Raw genomic sequence first — 22,516 nt, 5'->3', positions numbered from 1 at the left:
GTCACCGTGGTGGAATCCAGCGGCGCGTCACCTTCCTCGTCATTGCCAAGTACAGGGATGGTCACCGGTGTATTGATTGGCGTCATCGCCCCGTCGTCGTTGGCCGTCGGCGGTTGCGGCTCGGCTACGTCGACCGTCACGGTAGCCGGATTGCTCGGCACACCGTTTTCATCGTCTACGGTATACTCGAAGGTATCCGGTCCGGTATAACCCGGATCCGGTGTATAGGTNAAGGTATCCTCACCGGTGAATCCGTCATCCGGCGTATAGGTCACTTCGCCGGTCACGGGATCGACCTCAACCGTTCCGTTTGTCGGCGGGGTGGTGATGGTCACCGTGGTGGAATCCAGCGGCGCGTCACCTTCCTCGTCATTGCCAAGTACAGGGATGGTCACCGGTGTATTGATTGGCGTCATCGCCCCGTCGTCGTTGGCCGTCGGCGGTTGCGGCTCGGCTACGTCGACCGTCACGGTAGCCGGATTGCTCGGCACACCGTTTTCATCGTCTACGGTATACTCGAAGGTATCCGGTCCGGTATCACCCGGATCCGGTGTATAGGTGATGTCACCCGGTTCAGGGTCGACTTCCACCGTTCCGTTCGTCGGTGGGGTGGTGATGGTCACCGTGGTGGAATCCAGCGGCGCGTCACCGTCCTCGTCATTGCCAAGTACAGGGATGGTCACCGGTGTATTGATTGGCGTCATCGCCCCGTCGTCGTTGGCCGTCGGCGGTTGCGGCTCGGCTACGTCGACCGTCACGGTAGCCGGATTGCTCGGCACACCGTTTTCATCGTCTACGGTATACTCGAAGGTATCCGGTCCGGTATAACCCGGATCCGGTGTATAGGTGATGTCACCCGTTTCAGGGTCGACTTCCACCGTTCCGTTCGTCGGTGGGGTGGTGATGGTCACCGTGGTGGAATCCAGCGGTGCATCGCCCGGGGTATCGTTGTCCAATACCGGTATGGTCACCGGTGTATCCGGTGTTGTGGTGGTTCCGTCGTCATTGGCCACGGGGCCATCCACGATGGTGACGGTTACGGTAGCCGGATTGCTCGGCACACCGTTCTCATCTTCAACCGTATACTCGAAGGTATCCTCACCGGTGAAGCCGTCATCCGGCGTATAGGTCACTTCGCCGGTCACGGGATCGACCTCAACCGTTCCGTTTGTCGGTGGGGTGGTGATGGTTACCGTGGTGGAATCCAGCGGCGCGTCACCTTCCTCGTCGTTATCAAGGACGGGGATGGTCACCGGTGTGTTGATTGGTGTCATGGCCCCGTCGTCGTTGGCCGTCGGGCCAACGGGCTCGGCTACCACGATGGTAACCGTTGCGGGGTTACTCGGTACACCGGTTTCGTCATCCACCGTGTATTCGAAGGTATCCTCACCCTCGAAACCGGGATCCGGTGTATAGGTGATGTCACCCGTTTCAGGGTCGACTTCCACCGTTCCGTTCGTCGGTGGGGTGGTGATGGTCACCGTGGTGGAATCCAGCGGTGCATCGCCCGGGGTATCGTTGTCCAATACCGGTATGGTCACCGGTGTATCCGGTGTTGTGGTGGTTCCGTCGTCATTGGCCACGGGGCCATCCACGATGGTGACGGTTACGGTAGCCGGATTGCTCGGCACACCGTTCTCATCTTCAACCGTATACTCGAAGGTATCCTCACCGGTGAAGCCGTCATCCGGCGTATAGGTCACTTCGCCGGTCACGGGATCGACCTCAACCGTTCCGTTTGTCGGTGGGGTGGTGATGGTTACCGTGGTGGAATCCAGCGGCGCGTCACCTTCCTCGTCGTTATCAAGGACGGGGATGGTCACCGGTGTGTTGATTGGTGTCATGGCCCCGTCGTCGTTGGCCGTCGGGCCAACGGGCTCGGCTACCACGATGGTAACCGTTGCGGGGTTACTCGGTACACCGGTTTCGTCATCCACCGTGTATTCGAAGGTATCCTCACCCTCGAAACCGGGATCCGGTGTGTAGGTGATCTCACCCGTTTCAGGGTCGACTTCCACCGTTCCGTTCGTCGGTGGGGTGGTGATGGTCACCGTGGTGGAATCCAGCGGTGCATCACCCGGGGTATCGTTGTCCAATACCGGTATGGTCACCGGTGTATCCGGCGTTGTTGTGGTTCCGTCGTCATTGGCCACTGGGCCATCCACGATGGTCACCGTTACGGTAGCCGGATTGCTTGGCATGCCATTCTCATCATCCACGGTGTACTCGAAGGTATCCTCGCCGGTGAATCCGTCATCCGGCGTATAGGTCACTTCGCCGGTTACCGGATCGACCTCAACCGTTCCATTTGTCGGCGGCGTGGTGATGGTCACCGTAGTCGAATCTATCGGACTGCTGCCTACTGTATCGTTGTCCAGTACAGGAATAGTTATCGGCGTATCTAGAGCAGTGATTGCGGTATCATTAACTGCTGTTGGTGGCGTAGCAGGGAGCGGTGTCACCGTAGGGTCATCATTATCTACATCGGTGCCGGAATTATCGCTAACCTCATTGTCCACTGGATCCAAACCAGCGGCGATAGCTTGGTTTTCAACCTCACCAGCTTCAATATCCTCCTCAGTAATCACATAGGTATAGATTACGGTAGCGCTTTCACCCGGCTCCAATGTGGTAGATTGCGTGCTAATCGTTCCGGAAACCGTCATCTCGCGTAGTGACGAACTGAAGTTAGGATTGCTAGCACTACTTATGCCGCCAACATCTTCAAGGGTAGTGCGCCATAAGAATCCGCCAATTGTCTGATCGGTAAGACCAAAACTGCTACCATCAAGAATTGTCGGCCCATCGGCGGGTGGATTACTACTTCCCGAGGAAGTCTGGTTGGTACCCACACCCACCACAGTGCCTGTTGAGGCCATGAGGTAATTGCCCAAACTGGTGTTACCACTTTGTCCCGGTTCAAAATCAAGGTACCTACTGACGCTTGTAGGGGCGCTGAACAATCCACTATTCTCATTTAAGTAGCTGATTTCACTGTATTCCCAGACAGTACCGGCCGTATTGAGGCTAGAAAAATTGAGGCTTACATTATCTACTTTAAGGTGTTTGGCAAAATCTACCTTCACCTCGATAAATTGTCGGGTCCCTGGATTGTTTGCCTCTGGGAGGCCTGCATAGCCTGTGCGGTTGGTGATCTGGGATCCCAATACACCCGAGGAACGGAATCGGATATCAGGTCGATTAGTTGTTCCCAAGTTACCCGACGGGCTCACCCTGTAGGTAAACATCAGATCACTTAAATCGCTGTTATCCGCCGCGAGCTTATCCCCGGTATTGTCATCAAACAGATTGTAAGGCACGGTGGAAGTACCATTCGGGCCTTGTACAATGATACCGGCGTCCGTAGTGGCAGCAGGGAATGCATATTCACTGAAGTTAATCGTGGCCGTAAAGGGTAAATCCTCCGTCTGAATCAAAGGTAGCCCGGTTATACCAAGTTTTGCATCGTCGATCGTGATATCCTTAACACCTACATCACCCGTATTGGTTACCGTAAAGGTGTAGGTAATGGTATCACCTGGCATAGCCATGTTAGGATCGCCTTGATAAGAACCTTCTTTAACTAAGGCTATTTCAGGATTCCCCGGCTCTGGCTGTATGTCAATTGTAACAGTTGCCGGATTCGATGGGATACCATTCTCATCTTCCACGGTGTATTCAAACTCGTCGGGCCCAGTATAGCCTGGGTTCGGCATATATTCCACCTCGCCTGTGGTCGGGTCAACCGCTACTGTGCCGCTGGTCGGCGGTATGGTAATGGTCACCGTGCTCGGGTCGATAGGTGCATCGCCTGGGGTATCATTATCCAATACCGGGATGGTTACTGGCGTATCCAGGGTTGTGGTCGATGTATCATCCACCGCTATTGGCCCCTCATTTACCGTTACCGTGATGGTGGCAAGATTAGACGACACACCGTTTTCATCGTTTACCACGTATTCCACTGGCGTGGTTTCGCCGGTAAAGTCCGGTTCAGGAGTAAAGGTTACTTCACCTGTGGTTGGATCCACCTCATACGTACCTTCATTCGGTACCGTCACCGTAGTTACTGAATCACCGCTCACCGGATCGATCAATTTAACACTGGTTGAATCGAGTGGGCTACCCCCTATGCTATCATTCGCTAGTACAAGAATAATTACTGGTGTGTTTTGCGCTGTAGAAGCGGTATCATTGACAGCAACTGGCGGTTCACCGATCACTGGCGCCAAGGCACAAGAACCAAGATCCGAAACAGCGAAACCATCCTGAGAAGGCGTGCCACTTGGCGGGGTTTCGATATTGGTACTGTAATCGGCAATATGTGGATAACTGGTTGTCAGCTCAATCCCTGCTAAATTCTGTTCAAAAGGAACTTTATAAATAACGCCCGTATTCCATCCCAAGTAAATAAACCCGTTGAGATAAGCAGCGCCATAAAAATCAAAGCTATTCAAGCCAGTAAAGTTGATAACCGGCTCTCCTACCCATTCTGTCTGCGTAAAATCGATTCGGTATAAGGTCCAAGGATTGCTTCCTGGAGCATTGGTTTTAGCGCCGAGATAGCCTGCACCTTCTACATCAAAAAACATATCCGGCATTATACTTCCCAAAGCCTGTGTAGCCCCTGGTAACGATACAGTTTGTTGTTCGACTGCACCGGTCTCTAAATCCATCCGGAATATAATATAATCTGTATTTTGTTGTTGCGAATTATTAACGATACCATACAACATCCCGTCAACGCTATTATAGGCTAGTCCGCCCCATGGATGAAGATCGGGTGTCGTGACAGGTGTACCATTGATGATTAATTCTTTTAGTGTTCCCTCTCCGCTCACCATCTTATAGATTGGCCGTCCGGATTGCCCTCCATGGCCCCAGGTTGTACCAAAAGCGGCTTGATTTCCCGTTTCAGGGTCTGTACCAATCGCTAAACTACCTACCCAATAGCCAAAGCCATCAGCAGGAGCCGGATTTGGGCCACCCACGTTTCCCACATATCTTGCAACTGGTTCAAGTAGTGGGTTGCCATCGGCATCGTTTACCAACGCTACAATATTTGACGCTCCTCTGGAAATGTATAGTGTTTGGCAGTTGAATTGAGATCCCTGTGGTGGATTATCCGTAACGAGAACGGGCCATTCTTGACCGGAAACTGAAACGGTTACTGTAATTGTAGCTTGATTGGACGGCACACCATTTTCATCGCTCACCACGTATTCCACTGGCGTGGTTACACCCGTAAAACCTGTTTCAGGAGTAAAGGTTACTTCACCCGTGGTTGGGTCTACTTCATACGTGCCCTCGTTTGGTACAGTCACCGTGGTCACTGAATCGCCGCTCACCGGATCGATCAGCCTGACTGAAGTAGAATCAATCGGACTATCCCCAATGGAGTCATTTGGCAGGACCGGAATGATAACTGGAGTACCTGCATCAGTTGAAGCACTGTCGTTTACCGCTATTGGCCCCTGAGGAGTACAAAAGACGATCTCACCCAAATCCAGTAACGCTCCTCTTTCGCCGCCGGTGAATGTACTGTTATCAGTAAAAGCACTATACTTAAAAGTATACGTTTTTCCGTGTGTAATGGATAATGGTATGGTCTGAGAACCCGAAGTAGCGGTATGAACACCGTTTTGAGCAATAGGTTTAACCCACCAACCCGCTTGATTAAAGCCATTGCCATTGGTGCTCAAATTATTAGTTGAGAAAATACGGATAGACTCTGAAATCAGCCTAACTCCTTCCGGAGCTGCCGGTAAAGCACCAATGGTAATATCAAAAGTACCTAATTGATCTAATGTTCCATTGGACAGATGGGTGGTGAAAAAATTATCACTTATATTTGGAGAAACCCATGGCTTCTGCGATGTATTATTGGCTGGTAAAGCTTGGTAAAGGTTATTTGTGTTTGGAACTAGTACAAATGCTCTTGTGCTGATAACGACATCCCAAGAACCTTCAAGTACCGTAGCGCCGCTCCACGTGTGATCAGATCCGGTATAGAACTGATTAAAATCTGAATAGGTCAGAGGAATAGTAAATGTATTACCCATACCTGGGATAGGATCTCCGCTTGTCAGGTTATATACCAAGTTCAAGGTTCCGCCATTGGCTGAAATAGTGCCAGCCTGCGCTAATGTAGCATCCGGATCGAATGAGTAAACAGTTTGCGCACCTGTGCAATCAGGGCTAATCGCCGTTTCCTTCGTATCCGTATTGTTGTCAGGATTGGTGTCCTCCAACCCGGCTGGAGCTGTTACTGTAGCCACATTAGTAATGGTTCCACTAGTCCCCGCGGTACCTGTTATGGTTAATGTAACGGAGCTCCCGCTAGGTAAGGTAGGGATAACTAGGCCCGAGCCTTGCAGGTTTGCCACCGTCAGATCAACCGGACACCCGGCATCACCTCCTGAACCACTTCCTGCGGTGCAACTAATGCTTTCTGCTGTAAAATTGGCTACTTCTGGATCGGTCACGACCGCCCCATCCGCTGCACCGGGTCCAGCATTCGTTATAAATAGGGTATACGTTACTGTGCCTTCGGGCGCCACAGTTACGGGGCCTGTTTTTACAATGCCCAAATCTACTGGGTCTTCCGCGATAACGGGTGTAGCAGGGCATCTTGCCCCGTCGTTATTTGTAGAAGATGGACCTGTTGATATCAATTCAGCAGTAAGACCGCCTGTATGCGGGTTGGCAATCCGGAAAATCCGGCCTGTTCCATTACTGCTGACATACAGGTTACCCTCAGCATCCATGTACGCGGCGCCGAAAGGAGCTTCATTTGCGCCTTGAATTCCAGCACCTGTAACCGTTCCTACCACTGTTCGAGCGCCTGTTGTGGGATTAAAACGAAGTAAGCTATAACCTGTGTTACCCAATCCATAAAGATTACCATCAATGGGACTAAATGCCCAGTCGGCAATGGGGCTAGCAGTGGTACTTAATGGAGATAAAAGTTGTAAATACGTTGCCGATTCCGGGTCAAGGTCTACGCGTTGAATGGTGTTGGTTCCACCAGTATTGCTGAATAAATACATTACCCCATCACTACTGATATCGCCTACATTGAAGCCTACTCCCGTTGGTAAACCCGCAATTGGGAAAATCTGAACAGACCAATCGCTTCCTATCCGCACCAGATCACCAGTGAAAGCACGGTAAGCCCATATATAGTCATCGGTCACATTATAAGCAGCTGCATTTAATACGGTATTCTCAGTGCCGGGTATCAGCTGAGCTGAAACCTCTTCGTATTCTCCTGTAGCCAGATTAACGGCATAAACACCTGTAGGATTCCCCTGGAAGAGGTATCCTGTGGCTACCTCACAATCAAAAATAGGTTGATCCTGACCCTTAACGATGTTCGTCGTGAGCAACATCGTCAAACAAAGCAGCGTGAGCCCTATCTTTTTTATGGATAAGAGCTTATGCCTGTTTGGCTTGATACAATTATCAAAACAGGCTTTCTTTGTGTTTTTGCCTGTTAAAAATGGCAAATCCATTCCCAATAAGTAATCGTATAACTCCCTCATAAGTTCAAGAATTTTGATGGTATGGTCGGCAGACTTCCGGGGTGTGATTCCTGGATGCTTCATAAAGTTTTTCATCCGAATAATTTGTTGTTCCATGCACCGAAGGGCATATACCGGTTTGATGGTATGGGGTATAACCTGAAATATGTGTAAATAACAGTGTAGTAGAACTTGTTTCATAGGAATAATGGTATTATGCGTTTTATGGAGTCTTCAAAAGACCCTTTGATAGATATAGCCAAATTAGGCAGAAAAGGAGGTTGCATGTTTTCAAAAACAGACACAATACTTTCAAAAATGGACTTACCGAAAAGTGTAAATTCATCTGGCTTGTTTTTAATGGGTTACTGTATTTATGGGTAGATGATTTGTGCGGTTGCGCACCCGTCAATTGGATTTTTGCAATTTATGTCTACCCACAGATAACCGGGATGTCCGAAAATTAAATAGCCATTGACCGATGGAAGGTCTTATTATGCGCTTTTGTTGTATTTCAGTATGGTCTCTGTCGAACTATTTTCAAGGCGTATGCCCGCTGTCTTCTTCTGCATGATGGATGGGGCATGACCATAATGATTTTTAAAAGCGGTGGTGAAATGCGAAAGACTTTTGTATCCCAAATAATAGGCGAGCTCCGAAATACTCCCTTGCGCATGGGTGCTGAGCCATGCGAGCGCTTGCTCCATCCGCAGGCTGTTGTAGAATGATGAAAGGGAGTACCCGGTAAACCGCTTGAAAAGCTGCTTGAATTTGGTGGGGCACATATTGCATCGTGCAGATAGTTCGTCGATGCGATATTTATTGCCTAGGTCTTCTTGTATCAGTGTCTGGACTTCCTTGATTTTTTTATAGTCGGTATCTGCAATGGACACTTCATTTACCGTGTTTTTTTTTAAAAGGTGTTCGATAACTGACAACACTAAGGCGGATACTTTATTCTCCAGCAGCATGGTATTTAATTGCTGGCCTTCGTTCGTTTGTTCAACCAATTCGAATACATTTTCCAATATGGTAAAGTCGTCCATAAAGGGTGTCACCTTATTCTGGAATGTTTCATTATCCTTCAAAACCGTTACCCACCTGGAATCCGTGTTTGGATCCAAATCATTCAATATTTTTAAAAGATAAGCCCTTGATAAGTGAATTTCAATGGCAAGTTGGGTATCACCCGCATTTTTTTGTTGCCTAAGTTCGGATGTGGCAGATGCAAAATAACAATTGCCTAGTTCCATAGGGCCATCCCCACTTTGTGTAACATTAAAAGAGAGTATATAGAGATCATTAACAGGAAGGGCCTTGCGCGTGATCAGTAGCGGTTGATGAAATTTCCTTTTTAGCATGGCGACCACGAGGTTTCCGGTATTTAAGGTATAAATACCTTCTTTGAAATCGCCCATTCTCTCGGGAATTGAATCAAATCGATTGTCAGGCCCTGATTGATAAACACATTCGCCCGACATGGTAGGATAGTAGAATAGTTCCATAAGTTATGCCTTTAAATTGTTTGAATATTATCATCAATCCAAACCTAAATCAATAAGAATTAATTGATTATAGAAAAATAGCTAATTTTAACTAGTAATTTTTCTAGGCCACCTCGTGTTTTTATTAGGTTGATAATCGAATAAAAACGAGATATTTGGTAATTCATCGCCTCTTGAAAATGAAAACAGTACTAGCCTTTTTCTTGTCTGGTTTGACTATGGCGATTTGCCAAGCAGACCCTGATTCACTCCGGTTTCATGTTCAACATTTTACCGACGAGAACGGATTGCCGCAAAACAGTATTAAAGCCATTGGGGTGGATAAGGTTGGCTATGTCTGGCTGGCTACTGAGGCCGGATTGGTTCGATATGATGGTCGCTCATTCAACGTGTTTGACAACCATACCCTAAACTTGCGGACCAAACGGATATCGGTGATGTACCATATTGGTCTTACAGATCAGTTAATGGCGATCAGTGGGTTTGATGAAGAAGTCGAAATTGCCCGAGGGAGCGCATTTCGTCCCGAAAACAGGATGCGGAACGCCACCAATCTTTTGCCCGAACGTGTCAATCCATGGCCTGCTGTCGGTGTGCCCACCTTTTATCCTCAAGACAGCCTTGACCATTATAAAGTTCAGGTTAAGCAAGGCGACTATATCATAAGTCACGATAGTATCGTCTTCTACGGACACAAAGATCACGTTGTTTCTCGACATTATTTCAAGCATACCGATTTTCACCGCTTTTTCCCGTTGAACGAACAGTTGTTTTTTCTTGCTCCTCAAGGCAGCCTGCAACGAATCGATCCGAAAACCGGCATCGCTGATTGCGAGATTATCGGCGATATCATCAGGGATGGGAAGGACTTGAACAAGCTCCGCCTTTTTTGGAATGCCGCCGTTAGGGATGCTTTCATATACGTGGATCGAAGCTTGTACCATTTACAGGTACTACCCGATGAAAGCACCATGCATACCCAACTGATCTTGAATGAGTTTGATTTTGACGAGCATGGTATCTTTACCACCTACTATGACCAACGGTACAAACACGTATTTCTGGGTAGCCTGACAAATGGGCTTTATGTATTTATCCGAGCTCAATTTAAAACACAATATGCAGGGAGGCGAGGACAAGAATCACTCTTCTATGCACAATTGTCTCATGGGGATGACCTCGTGCTTACCTCCCAAGGTTATGTTTTTGCGGATACCGGCCTAATGAACCATATTCCGGTGATAGGGGAAAAAGCAAAATTACGGTATAGCATGCTTAGGGACAAGGATGGGAATATCTGGACCACAAGAGCATCGAGTATCTTGACCAAATTCAGCCCTGACGGGCAGACAGTCATCCATGAGACTGCCTTTGAAAACCCTATCAGTCGCTTGTATGAAGGTATTGACGGCTGTATTTGGTTAGGTGCCTACGATGATGGAGTTGGGGTGTATCGATACGACCCAACCCGTGATGAATACCAACGTTTTCCCGGAATTAAGGGGGAGGTGACTTGGCTTCACCAGCCTCATCAGGATACCTTATTCGTGGGTACTAATTCATCAGGTCTGCAACTGCTCCATATCCCCTCGGGTAACATCCAATCCATACCCGGATTGGAGCAAAGCGATATCAGGAGTATTTACCAAGATGATGATAGCAGGCTTTGGATAACCACCTACCAGGATGGTTTCTTTTTGTACTACCAAGGTGGATTAACTTCATTCCCGTTAGGCAAACACGATTACCTTGCTTCATCGCACTGCATGATGGAAGATGGGCAAGGCTATTTCTGGATCAGTACCAATAACGGGCTCTTCCAAGTTAAAAGGCAATCCCTTTTGGACTATGTGGCCAATCCGCAACATCCCCCTTATTATATTTACCATCATAAGCACCAAGGGTTTTATACCAATGAGTTCAACGGGGGCTGCCAGCCTTGCGCGGTCAGGCTTGCTGATGGGTCATTTTCCTTCCCGTCTATGAACGGATTGGTCCGGTTCAATCCCGAACAGGTGGAACCCGAATTGCCTGATTCGGAAATACGCATCGATGAATTTGAGGTCGACGACATCACCTTGCCGGTAATGGATACCTTTCAGGTAGCACATGGCTTTGAACGTATCAAAATAACGGTATCTACTCCTTACTTTGGCCATATTGACAACCTGTTCATCGAATACCAAGTCCATAGTAGCAAACTTAAGGAGGCTCAATGGTTTCCGCTTGATGGGGGCAACATCTTTCTACATACCCTGCCATCAGGCTTGCATGAGGTAACTATACGCAAGACTAATATCCAAATCCCTGGTGGTTATGACTATGCGCATGCCTATATCCTGGTTCCTCCCCGTTTTTATGAATCCTGGTGGTTTATCAGCGCTATCTTGATTTTACTTGCTTGTACAGGTTGGTTACTCCTTAAAATCCGGATTAGGCGATTAAAACGGAGAAACGCCCATTTAAAAGAGAAGGTAAACCAGCAAACAGGTAAACTGCAAGAGCAAATAGCGGCCCTACAGATAACGCAACAACGGCTCGAACGCGAAACTTATTTACATAAGCGCTTGGCTGCCTCCATTTCCCATGATGTCAATAGCCCACTACGGTTTATGGGGCTCTCCTTAAAAAAAATACAAATACAGCTTACGCAAGAACAGCATTCGCTTACTGAGGCTGTAACCCGCGTACAAAGCTCAACGCATGAAATATACGAATACATCAAAATGCTCACTGATTATAGCAAAACATTGCTTTTAGGCAATGAAGTTGCCCCGAGCACCATACACCTCCGTACCTTGGTGGAAGACAAAATAAATACCTTCAAAGAAATGGCTTTACAAAAAGGGGTTCATATAAAAAACGAAATCCCCCAAGATTTGACCATCATAAACCGGCCTCAATTGCTCACCATCGTACTTCATAACCTGATTGATAATGCCATAAAATTTACGATTGACGATGATGTCGTCCTAAAAAGCAACATCACCTCATCAGGAGTGCAAATGATTATCAAAGACAAGGGGTTGGGAATGAGTTATGTCCAAGTCGCTAAAATAAATGCCTATAATATACCTACTGCGAAAACTGCCAATGAGGAAATTTCTACGCAGGGTTTGGGATTAAAAATAGTAAAGGACCTCATCAACCTGATGGGGGGAACCGTGGTGGTCAGGAGTATGCCCAGAGTAGGAACCTCTATCGTTATTGAATTGCCCGTTTCATACAAAGGCGAGCGTGTTTAATTGGATTTATACTGTTGAAACTTATCTAGCAGCAAAATGAGATTGTCGACCTGAAGTTTCTGGAATATGTTATTTTTATAGGTTCCTATCGTAGAGGTATGAAGCTGTAAATGCTGCGCAATATCACTCAATCGATAACCTTTGAGTAAGAAATTGCATACTTCGAGTTCGCGGTTTGACAACAAATCGAACGGGTTACCTGTGGTCTGCTTATTGTTCGACAGCCGATTCTCCCAAGTCATGCTTTTCACCTTTGCACTGGCGTAATGCTTTCCATTCGATACATCCAGGAGTGCTTTTTTTAAGTCATCATCCCCTGCAGATTTTTGTATAAAACCATTGGCACCCGCATCGAGATAGCGTAATGCGTATAGGGTTTCATCAAAAGCCGTAAATATTAAAATCTTTAGATCGGGTTTTTTTGCTCTCAGCACGGATAACATGTGTATACCGCAGCCCCCAGGGATTTCGATGTCTAACACCAACATATCAATGGTGTGCTTATCAACCATATCAATGGTTTCTTGCCAAGTAGCCGCTTCGTTGACGACTGGATTGCCAAAAATCTCCTTTACAAGAAATTGAACGCCCAAACGGATGACACCGTGGTCGTCGACTAGTAGAATGTTTTTCATAGGCGTCAAAATATAATTATTCCGACTTCATACAATATTAATTAATAATTACACGGGATGGTCTGTTCATCTTGTTCATGTTAACTAAAGATAACAAGGAAAAAACATTAGTGTGAGGAAGAATGACTTGTAGGATGATAGGTTTGGGTAATACTTGGTGATAAACAAGCGGGTGAGTGTTTTTCGTTCTAGGAAAAATACTCACCCATTATTATAACATCCTGAGACCAACTATTTCTGTGCAGCAACAGGATACTGTTCCATGACACGGGTAACCACATCGGGTAATTTGGTGATGGCCTCTTCGGGATTCCTCACCTGGCCCGTACCGCGTGCTTGCCAAATGACCGTGTTTGACCGCCGATCCTTAGCTTCGATGATGATGTGGCCCGCACGGTAGCGCTCAGTGCCTACGGGGCGATTCCATCCCATGCCCCAGCCCCAGCCGGATCCCCACATCCATGGATTATAGCCCCACATGCCCCACGGGCTATAGGGGTATCCGCCGTACATCGGCCTGCTCTTGTTGTTTACAATGGCGATATACCGGAAAAGCAAATCTGGGTTTTCTTTTGAATAAGTCAACCCGCGGTTTTCCAGCTCCTTGTTTGCGGTTTCCATAATGTTATTATGGGCAATATCGTTGTTGTAATAGGATTTGGATAATGAATCCATGGGAGACAACCAACCATATGTACGATATTGGGAAAAATCAGTAGCCTCCACTTTGGTGGTATGGTACCGATAGGACGAACACGATGCGGCCAATATGAATAAAGGAACAACTATAAACACGAACTTTTTCATGATGATGACCTCCTTAAATTTTATTACTTACCCTTGTTGGACAATATTGGCTTGAAAAGGTTTAAAAATTGGCAATAGAAAAGATTACACCGTGGCGTTCGAATACATGAACAACAGCCCAGATAAGCTGAGTGTCACCAACGCCATTGTTTTGCCGCGAACGTGTCTTCGGAAAGGCAGGGGTTGGATATGGCCTAGCCCGGTTGCTTTTCAGCAGGGCCGCCAACCACCTACGATGCGCGGCCCGTATCTTTAGTCGCCCGGCATGTATATCCAAACCCACCGGGCCGATAAGGGTAGGCACTTGCATCATCATGCTGCACGCCGGCTTCCTCGTTAGCCGCCCGGCTGCCGGAACAAAACGCATGGCAACAACCCCTTGCGCCGCCCCACTTGTTCTCATGTTCGTTAGGGATATATATCGTTGCTCCATCAGCGTAATACGGGTATTCCCTATTGGTCAATGGCACATGGAAACCATTCGGTTCCAGTATAATGTTACGTAACATTCTTTATAGGAAATATTGCTCTGCATCAGGACAATATTATTTCGATGGAACATAAGATTGGCCTCGTGAAAAACAGGAATATTGGGCCTAAAAGCCGGACAAGGGCAGTGAAACCCGAAAATAATCCCACGGAATTCATTCTTATGGCGGTGAATAAGAAGACGGAAGCGGTGAATAAGAAGATGGAAGTGCTGAATAAGGAGGCCGAAGCGCCGAATAAGCGTCTAGGTTGCATGCAAAGGCGGATTGGGATGGTAGATACCCGCCCGATGTTGATGAAAACGAAAATTGGTTTCACTTTTAAGAAAAATCAACCCGCGCATCGGTGCCTGCTTCCGACGTATCATTGGATTATTCCCGTGAAAAATAGGGCGGACCCCCTACTAATCGGTTATATGACAGCGCAAAATAATGTTGTTCCTGCGCGTAATAAGCCTGTTTTTGCATTAAATAATGCGGGATTCATGAAGGACAAAGGTGCTTGGTGGCAAAACAATACTGGTTCTGTGCAAGACAATACGGTGTCCGTGCAATGTTACGTAGCAATACTTTCACCACTCCCGTTGCTGTAACGTCAGATACATGCTTAGACGGTGACTTTGTGAGGCAGGGATGACCCACGGTTTATCCACCCTTTAGCCACATATGAGCCACGTTTATGCCGCCTTTTCATATATGCCGTATAGGTGTGTGATACATGCCGGATCGGTGTCCGATTGCTAACCGGCCTGCGTTGGGTCAGTGCGCACGGCCACAGTGGGAACAGGTTTCCCGATTGTGGTTTACCTGAGCAACAGCGGGATTGAATCCGTCGTCCGAATCGCAGAAGCTATACACACCATCCACCCGGTGTACCCTCAGGCCGGCCCTGCCCACCACCGCGAGTGCCTCCTCCAACGGGGCACGGTAGCACAGCGCGGCGGTTACCCGCATCGATGGGGGGATGCAGTGGATGTCCTTCACACGGATACCGTACCACCGGCCCATATCCGCAACGAACTCCCGCAGCGACGCATTCCGGTAGCGTCGGGTTGCCTTTGTCCAGGCAATTGCGGCATCGGGGTCGCCCCGCCGCTCGTAAACCAGCGAATCGGTTATGCTTCCACCCAGTTCCCTGATGGTACTGATATGCACCCGGCTGCCGCGCCTATCCATGGTCCGCCGCAATTCGCCCAGTCTTGCCATCGCCGTGAGGCCGCCATCCAACAGTGTAACCCTGGTATCGCCCTGTCTCGCACGGACCGAAAAGTCAGCTCGGGAAGTATGCAGTTGGCCGTTGGCCGTTCCGATGACCATCATCCCTTGCTGTTTCGGCACCTTTACGAGCGCCTCGCCGCCCACCCATGCATAGCCGATTCCCGGCTCCGCGGTATATAGGGGGAAGTTTTCAAAAATATCATTCTTTTTTGACTCCCTAAAATCGGGAATACTTGTTTTTGTTTCTTTTCAGTTAGATTTAAATAATTCCGTATCTTTGTTTATTGTACAGCACAAAGGTGTATAATACTGATTAATAATCAAACAGCCTAAGGTTATATTCGCATAACTTTTGGTTATAATTGCTAAAGTACGACTATGACGCCAGGAACTAAAATACGATTGCTTCGGGAACAAAAGGGATGGGGACAAGAGGTATCAGCTGAGGCACTAAAGGTTACCCAGCCTGCTATTTCGAAATTGGAATCGGATCAAACGAAGCTGTCTTGGGAACATGCTGTGAAATTAGCTGTTCTATTTGAAGTTGACCCAGAGTATTTTTATGATTCACATATAAACAATTACAACTACAATCAAAGCCCTAGTGGAAATCAAGTTGTAAGTCCCCAGCACATACAATGAACAAGACATTGATTTAATCAAGGAGTTGTACGGAGAGCAATTGAAAATAAAGGACGAGTTACTTCAAGAACGTTTTGTCCGCAACACCGAGCTAAAAGAGCAGAACACCGAGCTGAAGGCAGCAATAGCCGACCTCAAAAAGCAGCTCGAACAGCTTAAAAGCGAGCGCGGCGGGGTGGTGAATGGGTAAGGGATAAGGGGAATTAAAGAAAGGAAAACGAGTATGGTTCGGACAATAATAACACCAGATAATATAAGTATAAAACTATCGATCCCCAAAAAATATATTGGCAGAAAGATCGAAGTGATTTATTATCCTGTAGATGAGGTGGTTGAAGAAAAAACTGAGGCAGTAAAACAGCCTAAGACGATGGCTTCATTCAAAGGTCTTTTGTCTGGAAAGGAAGCGGACGAGTTGCAGGAATATGTAGCAAAGTCAAGGGAGGAATGGGAAAGGGATATTTGATGGACACCAATGCCGTGATTGATTATCTCGGCGATAAACTCCCACCCAAAGGGTCTTCGCTGATGGATAAATTACCCATCACGATATCCGTTGTAACGCGTATTGAAGTATTGGGATGGTACGGGATCAATGAAGACCAATTGAAAAGGCTGACCTCCTTTATGAATGATGCCATTATCTATCCGCTGGAAGAAACCTATGTGGAGCGTACCATTCTGTTGCGGCAGCGCAACAAGATCAAATTACCTGACGCTGCCATCGCAGCTACGGCGTTAGTTGAAGGACTCACGTTAATAACCCGCAATATGGGTGATTTTAGTAACATTTCCGGATTGGAAATCATCAATCCGCATGATTTATAAGGCGAAAAAGAAGTAATTGTGGAATGTGCATTGGGGAGTGTAATTTGAACTACCCCAAGCGCCATTGACACAGTTCAAATTACACTCCCGCTTCTCAACCTCTTCAATCGGCAACTCCAGCACATCCCCACTGGCCCAAGTTTGTGGGATAGCCATCGCAAGGATAACTTGGGACTATAATAATCCTGCACATAACATCTTGTGTCGCCTTTTTCATATCCCATCAATAATAATCCGGGGAATTGACCGGGGCTTTCTTCGCTTCCTTTTTTATATCCCATTACCCGATTGCCGGAGCTGGTCGAGCTTCTTGTATACTCCGGAAGGGGTGATATACCCGATATTGCTGTTCGGAACACTGATCGTACCACCCTGGGGCATCGCGGTATTGAAAACCTCCAGCGCATAATGTGCACAATTATACGAATTCAGGTTGTAATACTTCTCCTGGGCAAGCCTTTTGGATGCCGCCACCAAACTGTTGAACGATGCCGTAGCGACGTTCATCTCATAACGGATGTCACTTCGCCGATCGATATTGGACGATTCCTCCCCGATCCCGCTTGCGACCGTGTTCTTGGTGGCCGAGATCCACGTATCCTCTTCCGGATAGAACCCGAATGACAGCCGGTAGGTTTGGGAACCCGTCGTTTTGGTCAGGGTCAGGTAGGCATGGCCGGGATCTTTAAGGAATGGGTTATACACCACATCCGTTTTGGTAGGATCGGGGAGGTGCACGTGTAACTGGACGGTGAAGACCGTGGAGCTGTTCGTGGGGATCCCGTTGAAGCAGGCCAGCCGCTTTGCCAGGTCAATGGACGCGGTGGGTGCCAGCAGCGTGAAATTGGTCATCGTGGAACTACCCCCACCGCCGCCACTGCCACCGTCAGGGGTATGGCTCCCGTCCAGCTGCGCCGGGAATAGGCCAAGGTACTTGCGGTTGAGCCCGCAGCAGGTTCACTCAGACCGACTACCATGAACCATCCTTGCTCCATTTGTTGAAATAGTGGAAAACCTGCTGCCATCCACGATCTCCTGCCCCAGCCGGGTTCCCACATCGATGGATTAATAGCCCCACGGGCCATAGGGGTATCCGCCGTACAATGGGCAATATCATTGTTGTACTAGGATTTGGATAGTGAATCCATGGGAGGCAACCAACCATACGTACGATATTGGGAAAAATCGGTAGCCTCCACTTTGGTGGTATGGTACCTATAGGATGAACACGATGCGGTCAATATTGGCTTGAAAAGGTTTAAAAGTTGGCAATGGAAAAGATTACATTGCTATCAGTTGTCCATGAGCTCATTTACCCATGTTATCAATGTGTTTTTATCCGCTTCGGAAAGTTTGGCATTTTCGTGCATCCATGTATAGGATGCTAGGGGCATCTTTCCCTCTTCCACTTGACTTTTAATGGATCTCAATTTACTTGTTTTTCTCCTGTCTGAGTAATTCCCGAATGCATTAAAATTCAGCTCCGCCTTGCCCTCCTCGATATGGTCGCCCAGAAACCAGGCAACAGGCTGTATCTTGCTGTACCAGGGATAGTAAGTATTGTCGCTATGGCAGTCATAACAAGCTGTTTTTAATATGCTTTCTATCCTTTCGGGGACATCATACACCGCCATGAAATCAGCTGTTGGTATCTCGTCGCTGAGGTTGCGCTTTGCGGGAATAAATTGAATTCCCGCAAAGACAACCAGCAAAATTAACAGACCAATCCTAACGGATTTCATTTAGTTGATCTCTTTTTGTACACTTCCGCAAGCGAGCATCTTATCCCCGAAGTACGGATTTCTTATTTCCTTTTTAGCACTTAACCACATTCCCCCTTTGTTATTATTATACATCGGGCAATACTGTTGATATAAGGTTTTATCAGTGCCTACAATGGCCACTAAATCCACCATATCTTTGCTGAGCATTTCAAAATGTTCGCGCTGATGACCTATATCGCTTTTGGCAATATGTTCTCCATGTTCTTTTGCCGTTTCAACGATCTCGCTCAGCTCCTGCTGGTCAGCTTCCTTGAATGTGCTGAGGCTGAAGGAGCCTATACTTGACGCAAGTGTTGCCCCCGCCTTGGCGGCTGCTTCCTGATTACCGTCAACCAGCGCATCTTTAAGGGTTAAATAGGCTTCCAAAACAGCAGATGAGTCACCGCCTTGCTGGCCTTCGCCATCTTCATTATGATGCATCTCGGGGTCGCTTTCGTTTTCAGTTTGTTGTTTTGATGTGTTGCCACTGCAATTGTAAAAGAAGATTACCGCTAAGGCAACAAGATAAATTGACTTGTTCATTTTTAATTGATTTTAATGGTTTAAAAAAAATATTAATGATTATGTGTTCCTTCCGGTTGTTGTTGGGCATCCCCTTTTTCCAACACCCGTTGTCCCTTTCGATAGGTTTGCTTTACCTCTCCACAATTGAGCATAGCTTCTCCAAAATACGGATTTAAAATAGGTTCCGTCTCGCTCAACCAATAAGCACCCTTGTCGTCAAATGCCATCGGGCAAAATTGCTTGTAGACCTTGTCTATCTCCAATCCGAAGGTTTCTGTCATCTCAATGATATGGTTTGACAACGGTTCAAATTGTGCACGTAAGGACGCTATGTCTGGTTTCGCTATGCCTGATAATTTTTTTAAATCGCCTTCTAGCCCGGTCTGCTGTTCCATCCATTGGTGATGGGCATTGTCATCGGTTAATAACCCCATGTCAACGCTGTTCAGCACGGTTTTTATCGTTCCAACGGTTTTCATGGCTGCGTTAGCATCATCTTTCACCAGGGCATTTTTTAAGGCAAAATAAGCTTCCGCTATTTGCGTAATTTGCTTGCGGAAGGCCTGTGGGACGTCTAACGTTTTAGCATTGCCCCTGGTCATCATGCTGTAATTCCCACTCAACTGTGCGGCACCATCAATGGCAAACACCCCATTAGACACCACTTCTTCTCCCACATCCAGTCCGGACTGGATGATAAACATTTCCCCGGAGCGGGAACCAAGGGTCACTTCCCGCATTTCAAATGCCGGGGTTTCCGCACCGGGAACTTTTACGTAGACTACAGACCGGGGACCTGTCCATAATACAGCAGTTTTCGGAACCCCGAGTATAGTGGTAGCACGCGGTGCCTTCGCTGCCTTATCCGAGCCACCAACAACGGCATTGACAAACATTTCCGGTTTTAATGCATAACCCGGGTTGGCCGCCACGGCCCGTACTTCCACCGTGCGGGTAGCGCCATCCAACATGGGGGTAATGTAGTTTACCTTGGTCTCGAATTGTTTGCCCGGAATGCCTTGCGCGGTGAATTTTAGTGGGGCTCCTATTTTTAGTTCAGAAAGGTCAGATTCATAGGCGTCCAGAACAATCCATACATTGGACAAATCAGCGACTTGTGCCAATGCGGATCCTGTATTGACATAATCTCCCTGAGCGACTAGGCGTTCCGTGACTACGCCCCCTACATCGCTGTAGATATCAAAAGACGAGACCACTTCTTGGGAGGATTCAATTTTTTGTATCTGGGATTCCGAGAGTTTCCACAGCTTCAATTTTTCCTTGGCTGCCGCATAAAGTTCTGGTGCTCGGTCTTTGATACTTGCTGCTTCGCGGAGTTCTTGCTGAGCCGAAACGAGCTCAGGGGAATAAATGGTTGCCAACCGGTCTCCTTTACGGATGTCCTGCCCTGTAAAATTCACGTAAAGCTGTTCTATCCTACCTGGGAATTTTGCGGTTATGACAGACCGTTTTTCTTCGTTGACTTTTATTTTGCCAGAAAGGACGAGTCCGGAGCCTCCTGAAATCCCTTTCACCCTGGTGGTCTGTATATTGGCAAGGGCCACAGCTTCTTCCGTCATCTGTAAAACATAAGGGTTTCCTTCCCCGTTTCCTGAATCGGAAACCGGAATAAGCTCCATTCCGCAGATCGGGCAATTCCCAGGCTCATTTTGCCGAATTTGTGGATGCATGGAACAGGTGTAGGTGGTTTCTTGCCCTGTAGCATGTTGGTGTTCTTCCTGGCCTTCCTTTTCGGTTCGGCCAAAGATAAGCCAGCCCACCAGCAGCCCACCCAGCGCTATGGCAAGGTATAGGGCGATTTTTTTTGCTTTTGCTTTCATCGTTGTACGTTATACATGGATACTTTATCTATTTTTCCGGTCGTCGTTAATTGTCGACGGCCATTGTCTTATTTATCGCAGCGACGGTTTTGTGCTGATTGGTTAACGTGGTCAAAATTTGCTCCCTGTACCGGAGCAAATTTTGCCTTTGGCGCATCAGCTCTTCCATGCTTGTTCTGCCTACCTGGTATGAAGTCGTCATCAGTCGGATAGCCTGTTCGGTTATAGCTATTTGTTCTGTTATTAACTCCATATTGATGGTGGCCTCCTCATATGTGTTTACCAATTGCCCCAATTCGGAGACAAGCTGGTTTGCCGCAGATTCCCTATCGCGGGTGGCTGCTTCGCGCTGGTATTCCGCCTCCATGCGTTGTGCTTTGTATTTTTTCCGATAAATGGGGATGGTCACCGTAGCCATCGGCATCAGCATATTGTTGCCATTGTTCATGGGTGCCATTTCGTTTGCGCCAGTCATCCTGGGTTGAAGCAGCATATAATTCAAACCTAATCCTATCATCGGTCTGCCCATCAGTTTGGCCATTCGCTCCTGTGCTTCGCGGGCCTTTTCATCCCATTCCGCCATTTTTACCATCGGATGATTTTGAATGGCCGCATCTTCCACAAGAGAAAGCGAAGCAGGTAATTGGGCCGGTTCCAACGTATCCTTCACCACGATTTCAGCTGCGATTTCCCTATTCAGCAGTTTGTTGAATGCGATACGAAGTGGTTTTGCAGACTTTTTCAATATCGTCATTTTGCTTTCCAATTCCTTAATTTGAAGTTGAACGAGCAGCACATCCACCATTCCTCCGGATGAGCTTTGCATACTGCCCATAGCGGCATTTCCTCCGGATGACATGGCCATTTGTCCGCCTGGCTGGCCTGCTCGCCCCGTTGCCATGCCAGACATCCCAGCACCGGCATCCGAAGCGTTTCCTTCCCGTTTTGAAGCAGGCCTAGCGCCGGATGGATTTCCGCCGCTGGTAGCCCCAGCTTGCGAGGGAGAAGACTTGAACTTGGCCAGTGCGAGGTTTTTAAGCTGATGCATCAATTCCAGTTCTTCTTCCAGTAGTGCCGCCTCTTTGTCTACCTGATACAATTGATACCACAAGGACCTCACTTGGAAAAAAAGCTCAATTTTTGCCTCTGTAAAGCGCTCAAACTCCATTTTTGCCATATAGGAGGCCTCTTCCTTACCGGCTTTCAGGCTTCCGAACCAGGGGAACATCTGCATAATGGAGATATCTCCTACCTGCTCTCCCATATACCGTTCCATAGGCATAATAAAGAAGTTGAAGCCCATTTCAGGGTCGGGAAGACTACCGGCTTGTGGCACTCGTTCCAACGACGCTTGATAACGATAGTATTGGGCTTTTAACCCGGGATTATTTTCAGCGGCTGTTTGAAGGTAACCTTCCAAGGTCTGGGCATATCCCCCAAAAACCCACAAGACCAACAGCCCTATACCTATGATTTGTTTCATCACTAATATTTTA

Annotated in this window: 18 protein-coding genes; 6 read left to right on the top strand and 12 right to left on the bottom strand. The window is 47.6% G+C overall.

All coding sequences use genetic code 11. From position 1 onward, the window contains the following. A partial coding sequence (locus tag NF543_RS22475; RefSeq protein ID WP_444511717.1) for an Ig-like domain-containing protein occupies nt 1-7,391 on the bottom strand: 7,391 nt, incomplete at its 3' end. A 626-nt stretch (nt 7,392-8,017) separates the two neighbouring features. Beyond that, nucleotides 8,018-9,028, bottom strand: coding sequence for a helix-turn-helix domain-containing protein (locus tag NF543_RS22470; protein WP_257670451.1), 1,011 nt, complete (start codon nt 9,026-9,028; stop codon nt 8,018-8,020). A gap of 179 nt (nt 9,029-9,207) precedes the next feature. On the opposite strand from NF543_RS22470, the gene NF543_RS22465 reads away from it, so the two are divergent. Next, nucleotides 9,208-12,273: a sensor histidine kinase gene (locus NF543_RS22465; RefSeq protein WP_257670450.1), complete on the top strand. Its 3,066-nt coding sequence runs from the start codon at nt 9,208-9,210 to the stop codon at nt 12,271-12,273. Here NF543_RS22465 and NF543_RS22460 read toward each other — a convergent pair. The 3 genes from NF543_RS22460 to NF543_RS22450 all read right to left on the bottom strand — a co-directional run bounded on the left by NF543_RS22460 (nt 12,270) and on the right by NF543_RS22450 (nt 14,224). Continuing rightward, entirely contained in the window at nt 12,270-12,908 is a 639-nt protein-coding gene (locus tag NF543_RS22460; RefSeq protein ID WP_257670449.1) for a response regulator, read from the bottom strand. The genes NF543_RS22465 and NF543_RS22460 overlap by 4 nt on opposite strands. A 231-nt stretch (nt 12,909-13,139) precedes the next feature. Further along, nucleotides 13,140-13,715, bottom strand: coding sequence for a DUF4136 domain-containing protein (locus tag NF543_RS22455; RefSeq protein WP_257670448.1), 576 nt, complete (start codon nt 13,713-13,715; stop codon nt 13,140-13,142). Nucleotides 13,716-13,945: 230 nt separating this feature from the next. Beyond that, a complete protein-coding gene (locus NF543_RS22450; protein ID WP_257670447.1) occupies nt 13,946-14,224 on the bottom strand; it encodes a hypothetical protein in 279 nt (92 codons plus the stop codon). Between the two features lie 44 nt (nt 14,225-14,268). Here NF543_RS22450 and NF543_RS22445 point away from each other — a divergent pair, with 44 nt between their 5' ends. After that, nucleotides 14,269-14,796 (top strand): hypothetical protein, encoded by a 528-nt coding sequence (locus NF543_RS22445; RefSeq protein ID WP_257670446.1) that lies wholly within the window; start codon nt 14,269-14,271, stop codon nt 14,794-14,796. 166 nt (nt 14,797-14,962) lie between these two features. Here NF543_RS22445 and NF543_RS22440 read toward each other — a convergent pair whose 3' ends face one another. Next, nucleotides 14,963-15,523 (bottom strand): FecR family protein, encoded by a 561-nt coding sequence (locus NF543_RS22440; RefSeq protein WP_257670445.1) that lies wholly within the window; start codon nt 15,521-15,523, stop codon nt 14,963-14,965. Between the two features lie 276 nt (nt 15,524-15,799). Between NF543_RS22440 and NF543_RS25600 the strand changes: the two genes are divergently transcribed. The 4 genes from NF543_RS25600 to NF543_RS22425 are packed head-to-tail and all read left to right on the top strand — an operon-like array spanning nt 15,800 to nt 16,891. Then, nucleotides 15,800-16,063, top strand: coding sequence for a helix-turn-helix domain-containing protein (locus NF543_RS25600; protein ID WP_373275026.1), 264 nt, complete (start codon nt 15,800-15,802; stop codon nt 16,061-16,063). 25 nt (nt 16,064-16,088) lie between these two features. Next, on the top strand, nt 16,089-16,253 hold the full coding sequence (locus tag NF543_RS22435) for a hypothetical protein (protein WP_257670444.1): 165 nt from the start codon (nt 16,089-16,091) through the stop codon (nt 16,251-16,253). A 33-nt stretch (nt 16,254-16,286) separates the two neighbouring features. Further along, nucleotides 16,287-16,529 (top strand): hypothetical protein, encoded by a 243-nt coding sequence (locus tag NF543_RS22430; RefSeq protein WP_257670443.1) that lies wholly within the window; start codon nt 16,287-16,289, stop codon nt 16,527-16,529. Next, nucleotides 16,511-16,891, top strand: a complete 381-nt coding sequence (locus tag NF543_RS22425; protein WP_257670442.1) for a type II toxin-antitoxin system VapC family toxin — start codon at nt 16,511-16,513, stop codon at nt 16,889-16,891. The genes NF543_RS22430 and NF543_RS22425 overlap by 19 nt, the downstream gene beginning before the upstream one ends. 270 nt (nt 16,892-17,161) lie before the next feature. On the opposite strand, the gene NF543_RS22420 is transcribed toward NF543_RS22425, so the two are convergent. From NF543_RS22420 to NF543_RS22395, 6 genes are all read right to left on the bottom strand, one after another. Beyond that, nucleotides 17,162-17,743, bottom strand: coding sequence for a hypothetical protein (locus NF543_RS22420; protein WP_257670441.1), 582 nt, complete (start codon nt 17,741-17,743; stop codon nt 17,162-17,164). Further along, nucleotides 17,740-17,886: a hypothetical protein gene (locus NF543_RS22415; protein ID WP_257670440.1), complete on the bottom strand. Its 147-nt coding sequence runs from the start codon at nt 17,884-17,886 to the stop codon at nt 17,740-17,742. Before NF543_RS22415 ends, NF543_RS22420 begins: the two co-directional genes overlap by 4 nt. A gap of 297 nt (nt 17,887-18,183) precedes the next feature. Further along, nucleotides 18,184-18,633, bottom strand: coding sequence for a heme-binding domain-containing protein (locus NF543_RS22410; protein ID WP_257670439.1), 450 nt, complete (start codon nt 18,631-18,633; stop codon nt 18,184-18,186). Next, a complete protein-coding gene (locus tag NF543_RS22405) occupies nt 18,634-19,197 on the bottom strand; it encodes a DUF3347 domain-containing protein (RefSeq protein ID WP_257670438.1) in 564 nt (187 codons plus the stop codon). A 32-nt stretch (nt 19,198-19,229) separates the two neighbouring features. Then, on the bottom strand, nt 19,230-21,020 hold the full coding sequence (locus tag NF543_RS22400) for an efflux RND transporter periplasmic adaptor subunit (protein ID WP_257670437.1): 1,791 nt from the start codon (nt 21,018-21,020) through the stop codon (nt 19,230-19,232). A gap of 46 nt (nt 21,021-21,066) precedes the next feature. Then, entirely contained in the window at nt 21,067-22,503 is a 1,437-nt protein-coding gene (locus tag NF543_RS22395) for a TolC family protein (protein ID WP_257670436.1), read from the bottom strand. Nucleotides 22,504-22,516 lie beyond the last annotated feature (13 nt).

It is taken from the genome of Parapedobacter tibetensis (assembly GCF_024704835.1).
GTDB classification, from domain to species: Bacteria; Bacteroidota; Bacteroidia; order Sphingobacteriales; family Sphingobacteriaceae; genus Parapedobacter; species Parapedobacter tibetensis.
This window is presented reverse-complemented; position numbering and strand designations above follow the sequence as displayed.